13 protein-coding genes are annotated in these 16770 nt (G+C 57.3%); 4 read left to right on the top strand and 9 right to left on the bottom strand.

What is annotated here, in order from left to right; translation table 11 throughout:
* Window positions 1–3: 3 nt before the first annotated feature.
* Window positions 4–1230, bottom strand: a complete 1227-nt coding sequence (locus A6F69_RS07585; protein ID WP_067599421.1) for a pyridoxal-dependent decarboxylase, exosortase A system-associated — start codon at window positions 1228–1230, stop codon at window positions 4–6.
* Complete coding sequence (locus A6F69_RS07580) at window positions 1227–2753, bottom strand: acyl-CoA ligase (AMP-forming), exosortase A system-associated (protein WP_067599419.1); 1527 nt, start codon at window positions 2751–2753, stop codon at window positions 1227–1229. The genes A6F69_RS07585 and A6F69_RS07580 overlap by 4 nt, the downstream gene beginning before the upstream one ends.
* 167 nt (window positions 2754–2920) lie before the next feature.
* On the opposite strand from A6F69_RS07580, the gene A6F69_RS07575 reads away from it, so the two are divergent.
* On the top strand, window positions 2921–3193 hold the full coding sequence (locus A6F69_RS07575) for an acyl carrier protein (protein WP_179946178.1): 273 nt from the start codon (window positions 2921–2923) through the stop codon (window positions 3191–3193).
* A 10-nt stretch (window positions 3194–3203) separates the two neighbouring features.
* Here the strand turns inward: A6F69_RS07575 and A6F69_RS07570 are convergent, their stop codons facing one another.
* From A6F69_RS07570 to A6F69_RS07545, 6 genes are read right to left on the bottom strand one after another with little or no spacing between them, the layout of a single operon-like run.
* Window positions 3204–4397: a class I SAM-dependent RNA methyltransferase gene (locus A6F69_RS07570; protein ID WP_067599416.1), complete on the bottom strand. Its 1194-nt coding sequence runs from the start codon at window positions 4395–4397 to the stop codon at window positions 3204–3206.
* Complete coding sequence (locus tag A6F69_RS07565) at window positions 4394–5785, bottom strand: bifunctional ADP-dependent NAD(P)H-hydrate dehydratase/NAD(P)H-hydrate epimerase (protein ID WP_067599413.1); 1392 nt, start codon at window positions 5783–5785, stop codon at window positions 4394–4396. The genes A6F69_RS07570 and A6F69_RS07565 overlap by 4 nt, the downstream gene beginning before the upstream one ends.
* Window positions 5786–5798: 13 nt before the next feature.
* A complete protein-coding gene (ilvD, locus tag A6F69_RS07560; RefSeq protein ID WP_067599410.1) occupies window positions 5799–7523 on the bottom strand; it encodes a dihydroxy-acid dehydratase in 1725 nt (574 codons plus the stop codon).
* A gap of 42 nt (window positions 7524–7565) precedes the next feature.
* A complete protein-coding gene (locus tag A6F69_RS07555) occupies window positions 7566–8288 on the bottom strand; it encodes an N-formylglutamate amidohydrolase (protein WP_067602771.1) in 723 nt (240 codons plus the stop codon).
* The gene (locus A6F69_RS07550) at window positions 8288–9100 is read right to left on the bottom strand and encodes a 4-(cytidine 5'-diphospho)-2-C-methyl-D-erythritol kinase (protein WP_067599407.1); all 813 of its coding nucleotides are present in this window, start codon (window positions 9098–9100) and stop codon (window positions 8288–8290) included. The genes A6F69_RS07555 and A6F69_RS07550 overlap by 1 nt, the downstream gene beginning before the upstream one ends.
* A 54-nt stretch (window positions 9101–9154) precedes the next feature.
* Window positions 9155–11764, bottom strand: a complete 2610-nt coding sequence (locus A6F69_RS07545) for an HWE histidine kinase domain-containing protein (RefSeq protein WP_083984738.1) — start codon at window positions 11762–11764, stop codon at window positions 9155–9157.
* 94 nt (window positions 11765–11858) lie between these two features.
* Here A6F69_RS07545 and A6F69_RS07540 point away from each other — a divergent pair, with 94 nt between their 5' ends.
* Window positions 11859–12470 carry a biliverdin-producing heme oxygenase gene (locus A6F69_RS07540; RefSeq protein ID WP_067599403.1) on the top strand — a complete coding sequence of 204 codons (612 nt, stop codon included), beginning with the start codon at window positions 11859–11861 and terminating at the stop codon, window positions 12468–12470.
* A gap of 18 nt (window positions 12471–12488) precedes the next feature.
* Here A6F69_RS07540 and A6F69_RS07535 read toward each other — a convergent pair whose 3' ends face one another.
* Window positions 12489–14147, bottom strand: coding sequence for an electron transfer flavoprotein-ubiquinone oxidoreductase (locus tag A6F69_RS07535; RefSeq protein WP_245638209.1), 1659 nt, complete (start codon window positions 14145–14147; stop codon window positions 12489–12491).
* Between the two features lie 90 nt (window positions 14148–14237).
* Here A6F69_RS07535 and A6F69_RS07530 point away from each other — a divergent pair, with 90 nt between their 5' ends.
* Together A6F69_RS07530 and A6F69_RS07525 are read left to right on the top strand one after the other, a co-directional pair.
* Complete coding sequence (locus A6F69_RS07530; RefSeq protein ID WP_067599400.1) at window positions 14238–14990, top strand: uracil-DNA glycosylase family protein; 753 nt, start codon at window positions 14238–14240, stop codon at window positions 14988–14990.
* A gap of 6 nt (window positions 14991–14996) precedes the next feature.
* Window positions 14997–16763, top strand: a complete 1767-nt coding sequence (locus tag A6F69_RS07525; protein ID WP_067599397.1) for a lytic transglycosylase domain-containing protein — start codon at window positions 14997–14999, stop codon at window positions 16761–16763.
* Window positions 16764–16770 lie beyond the last annotated feature (7 nt).

Genomic DNA, 16770 nt, shown 5'->3' with positions numbered 1-16770 from the left:
GACTCAGATCAGCATTTCCGCTGCCGGACCATGCCCCAGAAAATTGACTGGTGACGCGCTCGCGCCATAGGCGCCGGCGCAAAATACTGCGACCAAATCACCCACATCTGCCCGAGGCAAATGTGCAGCATCCGCGAGACGGTCTAACGGCGTGCACAGGCAACCTACAACATTGGCCTCCTCTTCAGGCTCAACGCCAAAGCGCGTGGCGATTGCCACGGGATAGTTGCGACGTACGACGGTACCGAAGTTGCCTGAGGCTGCAAGCTGGTGGTGCAAACCGCCGTCCGTGATAAGGTAAGTGACGCCATGGCTATCCTTGCGATCAACGATGCGCGCTAGATAGACGCCCGCTTCCCCGACGAGATAGCGGCCAAGCTCGATGCACAGGTCAGTATCAATTAGGTTATCCGGTAGACTTGCAAAGCGTTCGTCCAAGGCCGCGCCAATCGCGCCAATGTCGAGCTGCTCGTCGCCAGAGAAGTACGGGATACCAAAGCCGCCGCCCATGTTGAGTTTCGGCAATGGAGCCCCAATTTCACCAGCAAGGCGGTCCGCACATTCCAGAACATTGGCCTGCGCTTCGATGATCGCCTCTGCATTCAGGGCCTGGCTGCCGGTAAAGATGTGTAGTCCGCGCCATTCTGCGCCAGCTGCGATAACTTCGCGCGCCAATGCGGGCACTCGTTCGGCATCGACACCAAAGGGCTTCGCCCCTCCCCCCATCTTCATTCCTGAGCCCTTGAGCTCGAAATCGGGATTCACGCGAATGGCGATGCGCGGCGGAACACCGATCCGTTCGCCTATGACCAATGCACGCCGAACTTCACCTTCGCTTTCGCAATTGAGGGTCACGCCAGCAGAAACGGCGGCTTCCAGTTCCTCGTCGCGCTTGCCCGGTCCTGCGAAACTGACCCGCGCAGGATCGATACCGGCAGCCTTGACCATCTCAAGTTCGCCAGCAGACGCGATGTCAAAGCCGTCGACCAGCCCATCCATGTGTTCAATGACGGGTGCGAATGGGTTGGCCTTGACCGCGTAATTGATGCCCAACCGCGCAGGCATGGCGGCGCGCAGATCAGAGACCCGCTGATCGAGTTGCGCCTTGGAGTAAACAAAACAGGGGGTGCGTCCGGCTTTATCGGCCAGTTCACTCGCAGTTTTGCCCCCGATCACGAGCTCTCCGTCACGTGTTTCATAGCCAGCAGGAAGCGGCCCCATCGGCTTCATGAGGAAAGCTCCTGCTTCAGCGCGGTACGATCAATCTTGCCATTGGGATTGAGAGGCATCGCGTCGCGCCAATGGATGACTTGCGGCTGCATGAAATTGGGTAACTCCTTGGCGAGCAACTTCGGCAATTGTTCTTCGGCATCGACCGCCCGCGGCTCAGCGCGAGCGACCAAATGCACTGCCTGCCCTAGCCGTTCATCAGCAATTCCCAAAGCGACCGCTTCTGCAACCAGTCCTGTCGCAAGCGCCGCCTCTTCGACTTCCTGCGGGCTGATGCGGTTTCCTTGGCTCTTGATCATCGCATCCCGGCGGCCGACAAAGTAGAGCAAGCCTTCCGCATCGCGCTTAACGCGATCTCCTGACCATACCGCGGTGCCGCCATAGCTCGACATGTCGGGCGCTGGCTTGAAACGCTCGGCCGTGCGCGCGGCGTCCTGCCAATATCCTTGCGCCACCAGTGGCCCGCAATGGACAAGCTCGCCTTCCTCGCCAGGCTTTGCCAACTCGCCCGCATCGTTGATCACCAAAATCTCCGCAAAGGGAATTGCTTTGCCCATCGAGGTTGGATGCGTATCGACGAGGTCAGGATAAAGAAAAGTGGAGCGGAATGCCTCTGTCAGACCGTACATCGGGAATAACCGGGCATCGGGAAAGGTCTCGCGCAGCTCACGGACAAGATCTGTTGTCAATGCACCACCGCTATTCGTCAGCCGACGCATGGGGGTGACCGCGTCTTCCCCCCATTCAAGCTCAGCTAGCTGCACCCACAAAGGTGGAACCGCAGCCAGCGTCGTCACCTGATGCTTGGCACAGGCTTTCATTACGTCTTTCGGGAATAGGTAGTCGAGCGGCGCGACCGCTCCGCCCGCGCACCAAGTGCTGAGTAACTGGTTCTGACCATAGTCGAACGACAGCGGCAGCACAGCGAGTGTCACGTCGTCCGGGCCCATGCCAAGATAGTCGGCCACGCTAACCGCACCGAGCCACAGGTTTGCGTGGCTCAGCATCACGCCCTTGGGTCTGCCTGTTGAGCCGCTGGTATACAGGATCGCCGTCAGATCATCGGGATCGGAATCTGAAGGCGGCAACTGCCCGCCCAGAGTGGTAGCTGCATCGAGCGCGTCTTGTTCGTTAATCAGGCGACAAGCCGGCGGGACATCGCCTTCTTCCAACGACTTCAATCGTGCTTGCGTTCCGATCAGCATCGCCGCGCCGCTGTCGCTGAGGATATGCGCGGCCTGCGCATGTTTTAGCAGCGGATTGATGGGGACGTGCACCAACCCCGCGCGCGCAGCAGCCAATGGCATGAGGCAGGTCAGCTCTCCCTTTGCAGCCCATGTCGCAACCCGGGCGCCCTTCTCTGGCAATTCTTGCGCCAGCCACGCAGCCAATCGCGCCACACGTTCACGCAAATCAGCAAAGCTTAGCTTCTCTGACTTCAGGATCAGCGCCGGATCCTCATCTGCGCCGTGCTCGGCGAGATGGTCTAATGGACGCGGTACTGGGTCGAGCGCTGTATTCATTGCCAGATACCAAACCTGCAGAAGTCCGCTTGGTCAATCGGATTATCTTGCTTATTCGCCAGCTTGCACAGGACGCAACGCACCGCTAAGGCGAGCGGCCTTTTCCTAATGGGGGATAGTCGCCAGTGACGGTCGAAACAACTGACGAGCAAGCAAAGAAGCCCGGCCTGCCGCCGAGCCGCTCGGCGATTGATAACGAGCTTAAGGCCATTCTGGTTGATGTGCTTGGCCTTGAGGCTGAAGATGTTGACCAATTCGACAGCGAAACGGGACTGTTTGGCCATCTACCCGAACTCGATTCCATGGCTGTCGCGGGCCTCTTTACCGAGATCGAAGACCGCTTCGACATGCTGATCGAGGATGATGACGTCGATGCAGAGATGCTCGAAACCTATGGCGGGTTGTTGGCATTTGTCGAAATGAAGCTGATCGAAGGTTAATCGATCTCGATCACCCACGCGTCCAGTAGCTCGCCAGTTCCACATGGGTTGACCAGCGGAATTGGCCCACCGGTCGCAGCTTTTCCAACCTAAATCCGGCCTCGACAAGTTTGGTGCAATCTCGCGCCCAACTAACAGGATTACAACTGATATAGACCACGCGGTTGAAGCTGCTGGCCCCAATCTGTCCAATTTGCTCCTTCGCGCCCGCGCGCGGCGGATCGAGCAGCACGGCCTCAAATCGGTTCAGTTCTTCTGGCTGCAATGGATTGCGGAATAGGTCGCGATGCATTGCCGCCATGGGCAGCCCCGCCCCCGCCGCTTTGCACGCCAGATGCGCGTCGCGCGATGCTTCGGCGGCAAGAACCTTTGCAGGGTTTGCCAATGCAAATGCAAAGGTGCCTAACCCCGAAAACAGGTCTGCTAGGCTCGCGGCATCGCCAATCCAAGCCTTCGCATCTGCAACCAAGGCATCCTCGCCGTCTTGCGTTGCCTGCAGAAAGCTACCCGGAGGCATCCCCACAGGTCTGCCCGAAAGCGTGATGGTGACCGGCTGCGGCTCCCATTGTGTCTCAGGGCCATAACCCTGATCGAGTGTAAGGCGCGCCAGACCGTTTGATTGCGCGAATTCCAAGGCGGCCTCTGTCGCCTCCAGACCTTCCAACTCCAAATGCTTGATGCTGCAATCGACACCCTGATCGGCCAGCGTCAATTCGACATCAACCGGGCGTTTGCTTCCGTATCGAGCGACAAACTGCTTGAGCGGTTGGAGCAGCTCCATCAGCTCAGGACGCAGGATATGGCATTCCTTCAAATCGACGATCAGGTGCGAATTGCCTTCGCGAAAACCAAGGACCGCTCCCTTGGCTGTACTCAGAGCATGCAAAGTTGTGCGCCGACGCGACTTGGGTGGCGATAGATGCGTCGGCAGCAGCTCCCCTATCGCAATGCCATGCTTTTCAGCCTGAAACGTGACGCGCTCCGTGACGAATTGCCGCAGAGCCTCTTCATCAGCGTGCTGCAGCTGGCATCCACCGCATTTGCCAAAATGCGGGCAAGGCGGCGCTATGTGGTGTGGGCCATGCTCGAGCGAACCGTCAGCAAGCAAGACATCGCCCGGCACGCCTCTTGCGACGTGCTGACCATCGGCAGTGACGCCATCGCCGCGCGCAGCGATGCGGATGATTTGAGAAGCTTGGCTCATTGAGCGGCGGCGATAGCGCCGGAAACCGCCAGTGCAAGCTCATCCGCTGAAAAAGCGGCGCCGCACTGACGCGCGGCTTCACCGTGCAGCCACACCGCTTCGCAGGCGGCATCGAACGGATCGCGGCCTGTTGCCATCCGGCTTACCGCAATGCCAGCAAGAACGTCACCCGTACCAGCAACTGACAACCAGCTGGGCGCAGGTGGCGCTACGGCAAATCGACCGGTTGGCGTTGCCACCAGCGTATTGGGGCCCTTGGCCAAGACCACCATGCCGCTGGCCTTGGCTATTGCGAGCGCACGCGACTGCCTGTCAGGCGCGACCACCGCAAAGGTCCTGCACAGCGCCTCGAGCTCACCGTCATGCGGTGTTGCGAGATAGGCCGCTCCCTCTTGCAGCATGTCACGCTTCAGCAGAACCAGGGCATCTGCATCGAGCACGGCCGGCTTCTTGGTCGCCAGAACGGCTCGCAAGCGCTCATCTGCCTCCCGATCGCGCCTCAAGCCCGGACCAACCAACAAAGCCGCGATTCGTTCGTCTGCGAGAGCTTCCTCAAGCGAGGACTCGTCAACGACCAAGCCTGCCGGGGCTGAGTTCGGCGCATGATGCGCAAACAACTTCACGTAACCTGCTCCAGCTCGCATGGCGGAGTGGCTTGCCAACAGGCTCGCTCCTGGCATTGCTCCGCCCACCACTGCGCAAAGTCCGCGCGTATATTTGTGTGCGTCGCTCGCAGGCGCAGCGATATTTGGCTTACCGATGAGGTGCGCGGCGCCTTTCACCGCATCCACGCCAATAGGGACAAGCCGCAGATCACCCATCTTCTCCCGCGCAGGCAAACGGTGGTGAGCGAATTTCCAGGCCCCCAGCGCAACGGTCAGGCGATAATCCGGCAAACGCTCATTGAGCAAAGCCCCGCTGTCGCTCTCGACGCCAGAGGGCAGGTCCACTGCAATCCGGATCGGATGCCGCTCTGCCAGATCGCGGAGCAGCAGCAAGTGTTCGGCGCTCAAAGCCCTGGCAAGGCCGGAGCCAAACAAGCAATCTACCAGCACCGATCCCTTGGCATCCTTGCCGGAACTCAGGCACACACCCTTGTATTCACGCCGCGCATTCTTCGCTGCATCGGTCTTCGGAGCAATTGGTGCAACTACGCACACCTCTAGCCCGCGCTGGCGAAGAGTTTCGGCGATAACATAGCCGTCGCCGCCATTATTGCCCGGACCGCACAATACAGTAACAGAGCGTTCACCGGCAACGCGCCAGACCCATTCAGCCACGCCCTTGCCCGCAATTTGCATCAGCTCGTCGACGCTGGTGCCAGCATCAATCAGCGTCTGTTCGGCGGCTTGCATTTGCGCGACTGTAAGGACCTGATTTGCGCTCATCCGCGCATCCTTATCAGATATCTGCGAAAACGTGGCGTTCGGATTTAGCTCCCGGGTGTGTCAGCGCGCCTCTTACCGCCGGGCCGACATTCTGCGCATATCGCCACAGCGCTCCTGACTGGTAGTCATTGGTGCGCGGTTGCCATTCCTTGCGCCGGTCTTCGAGAACAGCTGCATCAACCTCCAGATCGATTGTTCCCGCGACTGCGTCGATACTGATGACATCGCCATCCTCAACCAGCGCGATAGGGCCGCATTCCGCTGCTTCTGGACCCACGTGACCGATACAGAAGCCCCGCGTCGCGCCAGAGAAACGCCCATCTGTGATCAGTGCAACGCTTTCGCCCATCCCCTGCCCATATAGAGCAGCCGTGGTCGCAAGCATTTCGCGCATCCCGGGGCCTCCCTTTGGTCCTTCGTAGCGGATCACGATCACGCTTCCTTCGCGAATTTCACGGTTTTCGACGGCCGCAAAGGCATCCTCCTCGCAGTCAAAGCACTGAGCAGGGCCGGAAAATTGCAGCTTGCTCATGCCCGCTACCTTCACAATTGCGCCTTCAGGGGCGAGCGATCCTTTCAGGCCGACCACTCCTCCGGTCGGAGTAATCGGATTGGAAACTGGGTAAATCACCTTCTGATCGGGATTCCAGGCGATCTCTTCAATATTCTCGCCAATCGTCTTGCCGGAAACCGTCATCGGTTCGGGATCGATGAAGCCGCCATCCATGAGTGTCTTCATCACCATGTAAACACCGCCCGCTTCATGCATGTCCTTTGCAACATACTGCCCGCCGGGTTGCAGGTCTGCGATATAAGGGGTCGATTTGAAGATCTGCGCAACGTCGAACAGGTCAAACTCGATCCCTGCCTCGCTCGCCATCGCTGGCAAATGCAACGCGGCATTGGTCGAACCGCCAGTTGCTGCGACAACGCGCGCAGCATTCTCGAAAGCAGCACGGGTGCAGATGTCGCGCGGGCGCAAATTGCGCGCGAGCAGCTCCATCACTTGCTCGCCTGCGGCAATCGCCACTTCCTCGCGCGATTTATAAGGTGCTGGCGCCATGTTACTGTTTGGAAGGGACAATCCGATCGCCTCACCCACACAGGCCATAGTGTTCGCGGTGAACTGGCCTCCGCAAGCTCCGTGACCTGGACATGCGACTTTTTCTAGCGCGATCAGCTCTTGCAAGGGGCAGTTGCCCGCAGCGTGCTGCCCTACGGCTTCGAACACGTCCTTCACGGTCACATCCTTGCCATGAAAAACACCCGGCAAGATTGAACCGCCATAGACGAAGATCGAAGGGACATTGAGCCGCAGCATCGCCATCATCATGCCAGGCAGGCTCTTGTCGCATCCCGCAAAACCGACCAACGCGTCGTAGCAGTGCCCACGCACGGACAATTCAACCGAATCTGCAATCACTTCGCGGCTGACGAGCGAGCTTTTCATGCCCTGGTGGCCCATAGCGATGCCATCAGTCACCGTAATCGTGTTGAATCGGCGCGGCATGCCGCCGCCCTGCTCTACCCCTGTGCGGCAAATGTCCGCTTGAGCATCGAGGGTCGTGTTGCAAGGCGCGGAATCATTTCCTGCGGAGGCGACAGCCACAAACGGACGCGCAATCTCTTCTTCTGTCAGCCCCATCGCATAGTAGTAGGAACGGTGCGGCGCCCGTTCAGGGCCAACCGAAACATGGCGGCTAGGCAGTTTCGATTTGTCGAAGCGCTTATCAGACATTTTCTTTCCCGATTCACTTGGATTGCGAAACGGGCAGTGCCTTTACTCCAGCGCCAGCGCAACCCTGTTTGCTACATCAGTGATCATTACCGCCCAGCGCGATTGCTCTGCGCGGGTCGCGATCAGGTCCTGCCGCACTTCCAGCGCAAGATACGGGCGCCCGTATGCCTCAGCATGGCGATTCATCGTCGCGTTCAGCTCTCTTCCCGAGTAAGGCTGGTTGTCGCCTACATTCAGGCCCTGCTCGCCAAACAGGCGGATCGCGTGTCGAGCGGCGCGGTCATCCTCGTTGTAGAGCAGTGCAACTTCCCACGGACGCTCCTCATCGCTCGTTTCGAGCGAAGGCGTGAAGGAATGGAGCGAGATTATCAACTCAGGTTGGGCAGCGTCAAGCCATTCGCCAAGCGCCTTGTGATAGGGCCTGTGAAAGCGGTTTAACCGCGCTTCGACGTCGGCTCCAATATTTCCCGGGATCAAGTGTCCGTCGCTTTCAATCGGCACGACATTCTTGTGGTCTTCTTCGCGATGCATATCGCAGACCAGCCTGCTCACAGTTGCCAGGTGCGCGGGAATGCCATGACGCCGTGCCATACGGCCGGCGATACCCTCGACACCAATATCGAGAGCAATATGCTGTTCTAGCAGATCTGCTGGAATACCGAGTTCGATATCCTCCGGCACGAAATTGGACGCGTGGTCCACCACACATACAATCCCGCCAGTTTTAGGTTCGCCCACCTGGCGAAAGGGCAAATCGTCTATCATCATCTCAATAAACCTACCATTTGCCACCAATGAGGTTCCAATTCCGCGAGTACGCGTGAAGCACGATCACGATGTTCAGCGCTTTCATATAGCGCGAAGCATGTCGCGCCTGAGCCAGACATTTCGCATATCCAGGGGTCGGTCTGGTTCAGGCTGTCGAGCACATCCGCGATTGGCGGGCACAATTCGACCGCCGGCAGGCGTAGGGCATTGCGACCATTGCGGGCAACCTCTCTAGCTGAACCACTGGGCAGAGCGCCAAGATCCTTGCCGTCCCAAGCCTTGAAAACGGGCCCTGTTGGGAGAGGAATGCGCGGATTCACTAGTAATACCGCCATGCCCGCCATATCATTCTCGACAGGCTCAAGCTCCGTGCCGGTGCCACGCCCAATTGCCATTTCGCTTCGCACGCAAGCTGGCACATCGGCCCCAAGGCGGATGGCGGCATCCTCCCAGCCTTCAGGCAGACCATGAACATTCTCGACCATGCGAAACAGCGCGCCAGCGTCAGCCGAACCGCCCCCCAGCCCTGCGGCGACAGGTAAATTCTTTTCCAGAGTCACGTGCAGCCCTTGCGGTCGCGGCAGCGCCGACAGCGCACGCGACACAAGATTGCCGAATGGATTATCCAACACGTCGGCAAATTCGCCGACAACTTCGAAGCGATCAGTTTCGGCAGATCGAGCCGTCAGCCTATCGCCGTTATCAACAAAGGCGAACAGCGTTTCGATCTCGTGATAGCCATCCTCACGCCGTTCGCGGACGTGCAGAGCTAGATTGATCTTCGCATATGCAATTTCAGTGATTTTCACGGGCAGAGCACTAGACAGAAAAATCGCTTCTGTCTGCAATCTAACAGGAGATTTTCAGCGCAGAATATTCTCGACCCCACGGGACAATGTTGCGTCATCGACTGGCTTTGTCAGTATGGGAACGTGTCGCAGTTCAATCGGGATATCAATCTTGGAACCATATCCCGTGACAAAGATGAATGGCACTTTGCAACGAAGCATTTCAAGCGCCAAATCAAACGCGACCTCTCCGCGTAGATTCATGTCAAGAACCGCAAAGTCAGGATTCTTTTGGCGCAGCTCATGCAAGCCACCTTTGATTGAAGACGCAGTCTCGATTTTCTCAGCGCCCAACCGCGTCAGGCTCTCAACCATATCCATCGCCAGAATGACATTATCTTCCAGCAACAGGACAGTCTTTCCGGTGGCCGCGCGCCTAATCTCGCTCACCTTGGAGGTGAGCTTCGGTTCGCTTTCGGACTCAATATCAACCAAAGTTTCAGCGGGGATCGAAAACGCGAACTTCAATCCATCAGGATCGTAGCTAAGCTTTGCGGAGCCTTCGAATTCGTAAGGAATAGCTTTCTCGATCAGGGAACGACCGAAACCATGCCGCGTCGGCTCTTTCACAGGGGGGCCGCCCAATTCTCGCCAATGGAATGAAAGGCCTTGATCAAACTGCTCCCATCGTGCCTGCACGATGCCTTCTGGCGTCGAAAGCGCACCATATTTCGCTGCGTTGCTGACGATCTCGTGGATGACCAGTGCGATCATGGGCGCCACATCCGCGCGCAGTCCCACAACCGGTCCGGACAGGATCGCCTGTGCTTCATCCTCCCTAATATACGGCCCAAGTTCTGTTTCGAGAATGCCGCGCAAGGAGACACCCCGCATTGAATCCGAAACCGCAAGATCGTGGGCTGCTGCCAGCGCCGCAATCCTTTGCTCCAGTGCCAAGGCATAGCTCTCAAGCGATGCCGAGGAATCCTTGGCCTGGCGTGACAGCGATCTAATCAGAGCGAGTATGTTCTTTACGCGATGATTTAGCTCGGCAATCAACAAATCTTGTTGGCGCTGGTGGCTAACAAGTTCCTTGTGGCGTGACAGCTGTTCGCGCTCGCTCTTGGCGGTAATCTGAGTCAGCATGATCTGGATTTCGCGGGCACATGCAAAATCAAACTTGCTCCAGATTTCTGCTTTATCCTTCTGTTCTTCGACATAAGCTTCGAAGGAGGCTCTTGGTGTGATCCGAGGTCCGAACTCACCCTGACCAATTTCCTTCTCCGGCTTTCCAGCCCAGGTTACCGATTTTAGTATTTGATCGCGGAAGAACATCAGCTGCAAAGGATAGGCGGCAGTTGAGCGGACGATCATGCAACCGGCCGTCTCATTGAGATCACCGACTGGCCCCGCAATCGTGTGATGCCATTCTGATTCAACAAGACTATCTGTACCTTCGATCAGATTTTCATCACCCTCAGACCGCCTGCCGATGGCGCGAATAACTTCCGGACTGGGTACAGACCCATCGGTCTGAAGCTTGTCGTCACGCAGTACGGCAATACCATCGCAATCTACCAGACCGCGCAAGATATCGCTGACGGCCGGAAAAGCGTGGAGCAAGTCAACGGCAGCGTCAGTTTCAGCCAGAATCTGTTGCCGCGCATTCGCAGCTTCGCTGCGTGCATGAGCCTCCTCGTTTGCCAGCCTTTCAGCAATCAGCAACGATACCATTTGTCCAAACAATTCGGCCGCGATCCGCGAATCTGATGAGACGATACGAGGCGTCATATGATGGCAGGAAAACATACCCCATAGTTTGCCTTCAACGATCAATCCAATCGTCAACGTTGCGCGAACCCCCATGTTCTGCAGATACTCGACATGGATCGGGGAAATGCCGCGCAAATGAGCTAGTGACATATCAAGCTCAGGCATTTGTGTATTCCGAGCCTCAACTGCGATCGGTTTCTGTTGCGTATCCGAGATCATGCGTACGGGGTTGCGCACCTGCAACGCACGCGCCTGAGTCGGAACGTCCCAAGCCGGATATCTCAACCCCAAGTAGCTCGGGACTTCCCGGCTGCGAGACTCAGCCACAACCTCCCCACTACCATCGGGCGCATACCGATAGGCCTTTACGCGGTCGAAACCGGTCAGCTCGCGCAGCCCCATGACTGCAATACGCAGGAACTTCTCGAATGTTGGTTGGGAGGAGGCCTGTGCCAGATACAGGCGCGCCTTCTCAACCGGAGCGCGTTCATGGGTGTCGACGGGTATGCCGCGATCCTCGATTTCAACGATTGCTTTGTCACCATCAGTCAGGTGCGCAAAAACTTCAAGGTCTCGATCATTTATTGCATAAGCGCCAACCCGCTCGCGCTGGCTGCGTGAAGTCGAGTAGGCCAAGATGTTGCGCACATCATGCAAAACTTCGCCTGGAAGCAATTCGGAGAACTTGCGGCCCAACGCATCTTGCGAACTAACCCCCAACAGCTCAGACAGATTTGCCGCTGCATAGTCGATGCTGGTCAGCGAGGCTGGGCCAGCTATAAGGGTACCAAAGGGTTGAATACAGCCGGGAATATGGATCGGCTCGCGGTCACAATTTTCAACGCTAAGTTTATCTAGCGGCACGTGTTTGTTCACCTTGGCTTCCTCCTCTCCCAAAAGCGGTGTGACCACGTATCGCTACCGGATTGCCCTGCATTACCACATACGCAATGAAGCTTTGTATAGTTGAGTTGACAAAAAGCAATGTCTTCGGAAGTTTACGCAAGTGGATGCGTTAAAGTCTCAGATTGAAATTCTCGACCGCAGTATCGAACTGCGGCGCACATTGCAGACGGCAACAGTTGAACTGCATAACAAGCTTGATCGCCAGTTTGAGGAGTTCGATCTTACCCTTTTGACGGGTTACCGCCTCTTTCTACAAGCGCATCTGCTGTCGGCACTGCAGTATCAAGATCTGGTGTCCGGCTTCTGCGCGGATATTCTTGGTTGCTCTTTGCCCGATTATCCTGCGATCTTGCGGGCCGATTTGAATGACGCAGGTGGCAATGAGATCGAAGTCGAATTCAAACCTGTGCCGAGAACAGCCACACGATATGAACAGGCTGGGGTGACTTACGTCATCCTTGGATCTCGCCTAGGCATTGCGCACCTGCACAAGCAATTTGCGTCAAAGTTGCGGGCACAAGTTCCCAGTTTAGCGCTTGGCTTTATGTCAGAGCACAAAGGGATCGAATGTTGGCGAGCGTTTCTAAGGTGGTGCAACACCGAGGTGCATTGTCGGTCTGCGCGGGAGGAAGCCATCATCAGTGCGCGCGATACATTCTCGATTTTTTCCGAATCTGCACGGCAGGTCCAACTGGCCTACCAAGCCCGTTAAGCCGCACAAGAAACCCCATCACATATTGGGATAGTTCGGTCCGCCGCCGCCCTCTGGTGTTACCCAATTGATGTTCTGGTTTGGATCCTTGATGTCGCAGGTTTTACAGTGGACGCAGTTTTGCGAATTGATCTGGAAGCGCGGCTCTTGCCCCTCTTCTTCGATCCACTCGTAGACACCTGCCGGGCAATAGCGCGCTGACGGGCCACCAAAGACATCGTACTCGCTGGCCTTCTGCAGATCACGGTCCTGCAGCTGCAAGTGAACCGGTTGGTCCTCCGCATGGTTCGTGAAGCTGAACGCGACATTGGTCAGGCGATCAAAGCTGATCTTCCCGTCTGGCTTGGGATAGTCGATCTTGGGGTAGAGGTCCGCGCGGCCTGTATGCGTGTGATCAGGGGTGTGCTTCATCGAAATCGGAAGGCCGATCTTGAGCGTACGCATCCACATGTCCGCGCCCGCGAGCACCGTGCCGATATCGCCGCCAAACTTGGCGACCGCAGGCTGCGCATTCTGAACCAGCTTCAGTTCGGTCGCGATCCAGCTTGAACGAACCGCGGCGTCATAATCCATGCGCTCGTCATGCTCACTGCCGGCGGCGATCGCTGCCGCAAGGCTTTCGGCGGCCAACATGCCGCTCTTCATGGCCGTATGGCTGCCTTTAATACGCGGCACGTTAACGAAGCCAGCCGCACAGCCAATCAGCGCACCTCCCGGAAATGCGAGCTTTGGAACCGATTGCCACCCGCCTTCATTGATGGCGCGGGCGCCGTAGGCGACGCGTGTACCGCCCTCCAGATACTCGCGGATTGCCGGGTGCTGCTTCCAACGCTGGAACTCTTGATAAGGCGAAACCCAAGGGTTTGCGTAATCCAGAGCCGTCACAAAGCCCAAGGCAACTTGACCATTTGCCTGGTGGTAGAGGAAGCCCCCGCCCCAGCTATCGCTTTCACTCAGGGGCCAGCCCTGCGTGTGGATCACACGTCCCGGTTCATGCTTATCAGGGTCAATGTCCCACAATTCCTTGATGCCCAGGCCATAAACCTGTGGCTGGCAGTTGGCTTCAAGATCGTACTTCGCTTTCAGTTGCTTGGTCAGATGGCCACGCGCGCCTTCAGCAAACAGGGTGTACTTCGCTTCGATTTCCATACCTGGTTGGAAATCACCCTTGTGGCTGCCATCTTCGGCAACGCCCATATCCTGAGTGATCACACCAGTGACCGCGCCAGCATCATTGAACATAACCTCTGCCGCAGGAAATCCCGGAAACACCATCACGCCCAAAGCTTCTGCCTGTTCGCCTAGCCAACGGGTCAGATTGCCTAGCGAACCAGTGTAGCATCCGTGATTGCTCATGAGCGGCGGCATCATCAGATGCGGCATGTCCCACTTCCCATTTTTGGTCAGTGCCCAATGCCAGTTATCCGTGACGGGAGTCTGTGCCATCGGACAATCCATATCACGCCAATCAGGGAACAAGTCGTCAAGAGCCTTGGGGTCAACCACTGCACCTGACAGAATGTGGGCGCCAATCTCGGACCCTTTTTCCAGGACAACGACTTCCAGTTCCTCATTGATCTGCTTCAGCTTGATTGCTGCTGACAGGCCAGCTGGCCCGCCGCCGACGATCACAACATCGCAAGGCATGGATTCGCGTTCGATAGTCTCAGCGCTCATGAGGTTTCGTGTCCTTAAATTTCCAGTGTTCAACCTTGCGCAAAGCCTTGATTGCTGCGCCTTCCAAGGTCAAGACCTGCATTTGTGAGTATGGCCCATCCCGATGCATTTAATTCGCGCGAATTGATCGCCGCTTTCGAGTGGTGGCGCGATGCGGGTGTGGATTACGACTTTGCCGATGACGCTACGGATTGGCTAGCCGAGCCTGAGCTGCCCGAAGAGGCACCCAAGCCAGCAACCAAGACGCAAGCCGCTGGCGCTCAAGTTGAAGAACCCACTGTAAAGAAAAACGATCTTCTTGGCCCCAATCCACCAGCCAGCCTTGGTGAATTTCGTGAATGGTGGCTCAGTGAGCCCATGCTTGACAGCATTGGGCCTCGCGGCAGGATCGCTCCGCGAGGGCCAGCGAATGCGAAACTGATGTTAATAGTGCCCGATCCGGAAACCGAAGATCGCGATCAGTTGCTGTCCGGACCTCAGGGGCGGCTTGTGCAACGTATGCTCGAAGCAATGCAGATTTCGGAACAAGAGGTCTATTTCGCTTCTGCGCTACCCCGGCACACGCCTCTGTCCGATGGCGCGGCGTTGCTTCAGGCGGGATTCCGCGAAGTATTACAGCATCATATTAAATTGGTCTCTCCCCAGCGCGTGCTCGCGTTCGGATCAAACATTTTGCCGCTTTTAGCGCACAATGCGGCGCAAGAGCCTGCTTCTTTGGAAAATATTAACCATGAAGGGTTCAGCGTAGCTGCCATGGCGGCAGAAGGGCTCGAGAGCATGATGGCAATGCCACAGCTCAAAGCCCGGTTCTGGCGTCGATGGCTTGAATGGACAGGCACGTAATAAGCGATGACAAGATCCAGCGTAAAAGCATTGGCAATCGGCCTATTGGGGAGCATTGCCGCGCTTGCCTCAACCCCTGCTCTAGCAGCCACCAGCGCAGCCAAATATTTCCGTGAGCGTGCCGAAACAAGCAACGTTCCGCAGTTGCTGGGCGAAGCGGAGAAAGAGCGCTATCGCGACATATTTACTGCGATCGCATTGGAAGATTGGCAGCGTGTTGAGGAACTACTTGAGAAAGAAGAGCCCGGCCTTCTGCGCCAGGTCGCACTCGCCGAATACTACACTCACGCCAACAGCCCTACTGTCTCGGCTGAGCAGATTGCGAATTGGTTCAAAATGGGCACCGCACTTCCTCAGGCAGAGCAACTTGGCCGATTGGGAGAGAAGCGCGGGCTGGACTACATACCCACATTGCCGCAGGCAAATAGCTTTAGTCGGCAGTCTTATGCGTCCAAACGCCTTCGCCCGCGCACAATCGACGACGGTACCATGCCGACCGACATCCGCAGCCAGATTCTTGAGCATGTCAAGAATGATGATCCCGATAATGCTCGGCTTTTGCTTGATGAAATAGATGATCAGCTTAGCTCCGAGGCACGGGCCGAGTGGCGTCAACGCGTCGCTTGGAGCTACTACATCGAGAATAACGACCCGATGGCCCTTGCGATGGCGCAAACCGTCACTGAAGGTTCGGGGGCCTGGTTGGCTGAAGGTGAATGGGTTACGGGTCTTGCCGCATGGCGCATGGGCGATTGCGACACAGCCGGACGCGGATTTGCTCGCGCCGCCGAACTCGCCGGCAATGTCGAGCTCAGGACCGCCGGCCATTTCTGGGCAGCACGCGCGATGACTCGCTGCCGCGCACCAGCCGAAGCGACGGAACATCTTCGCGCAGCCGCCCGTTTTGACGAAACCCTGTATGGCATGCTCGCGCTCGAGCAACTTGGCCAGAATATCCCGACGCAATATGCTGGCGCGGATTTCGCTCCGGCTGACTGGCAGCGGCTGCGTGATAACCAGAATGTTCGGATTGCCGTGGCGCTGATCGAGGTCGGTCGAAGCGATCTGGCTGATGAGGTTATTCGACATCAGGCACGAATCGGGAAACCGTCGGACTTCGCCGCTCTTTCGCGCCTTGCCCGCGAGTTGGGTCTGCCGCAAGCACAGCTCTGGATGGCGCACAATACGCCGCGTGGAACTGACCCTGTTCCCGCACTGCGCTATCCCACTGCTCGCTGGAAACCGACCACCGGATGGCAAGTCGATCCGGCGCTCGCCTTCGCACTGGCGCTGCAAGAATCGGTTTTTCGCGCTGATGCTGTAAGCCCTGCGAACGCGCGCGGACTGATGCAGATCACGCCGATCACAGTAAGGCAGCACGCCTCGCGCATGAACATGAGCGCCAACTATGTGAATCTGAACGACCCCGAAACGAATCTGGCATTCGGTCAACGCAATCTGGAGATGCTGCGAGACAGTAGTGCTACACAGGGCCTGCTGCCCAAAATCATGGCCGCCTATAACGCAGGCCTTTCGCCTATAACTCGCTGGAATGGCGAAGTTCGCGATCTCGGGGATCCGTTGCTCTATATGGAGAGTATCCCATACTGGGAAACGCGCGGATACGTGAATGTCGTTATGCGCAATTACTGGATGTATGAGCGACAATCGGGTGCACCATCGGAAAGCCGCAAGGCTCTGGCACAAGGGCTCTGGCCAAAGTTCCCTGAAAGCCGCGGCCCAAGCGCGGTTCGGTTGAGCGGGCGCAACTAGAGAGGAC

This window comes from Altererythrobacter ishigakiensis (assembly GCF_001663155.1).
In the GTDB taxonomy this organism is placed as follows: domain Bacteria; phylum Pseudomonadota; class Alphaproteobacteria; order Sphingomonadales; family Sphingomonadaceae; genus Erythrobacter; species Erythrobacter ishigakiensis.
This window is presented reverse-complemented; position numbering and strand designations above follow the sequence as displayed.

Bases quoted from the DNA above. Each gene is read 5' to 3' on its own strand.
- A6F69_RS07570 (WP_067599416.1), bottom strand. From the start codon at position 4,397: ATGAGCCAAGCTTCTCAAATCATCCGCATCGCTGCGCGCGGCGATGGC.
- A6F69_RS07565 (WP_067599413.1), bottom strand. From the start codon at position 5,785: ATGAGCGCAAATCAGGTCCTTACAGTCGCGCAAATGCAAGCCGCCGAA.
- A6F69_RS07585 (WP_067599421.1), bottom strand. From the start codon at position 1,230: ATGAAGCCGATGGGGCCGCTTCCTGCTGGCTATGAAACACGTGACGGA.
- ilvD (WP_067599410.1), bottom strand. From the start codon at position 7,523: ATGTCTGATAAGCGCTTCGACAAATCGAAACTGCCTAGCCGCCATGTT.
- A6F69_RS07530 (WP_067599400.1), top strand. From the start codon at position 14,238: ATGGCCCATCCCGATGCATTTAATTCGCGCGAATTGATCGCCGCTTTC.
- A6F69_RS07525 (WP_067599397.1), top strand. From the start codon at position 14,997: ATGACAAGATCCAGCGTAAAAGCATTGGCAATCGGCCTATTGGGGAGC.
- A6F69_RS07580 (WP_067599419.1), bottom strand. From the start codon at position 2,753: ATGAATACAGCGCTCGACCCAGTACCGCGTCCATTAGACCATCTCGCC.
- A6F69_RS07535 (WP_245638209.1), bottom strand. From the start codon at position 14,147: ATGAGCGCTGAGACTATCGAACGCGAATCCATGCCTTGCGATGTTGTG.
- A6F69_RS07555 (WP_067602771.1), bottom strand. From the start codon at position 8,288: ATGATAGACGATTTGCCCTTTCGCCAGGTGGGCGAACCTAAAACTGGC.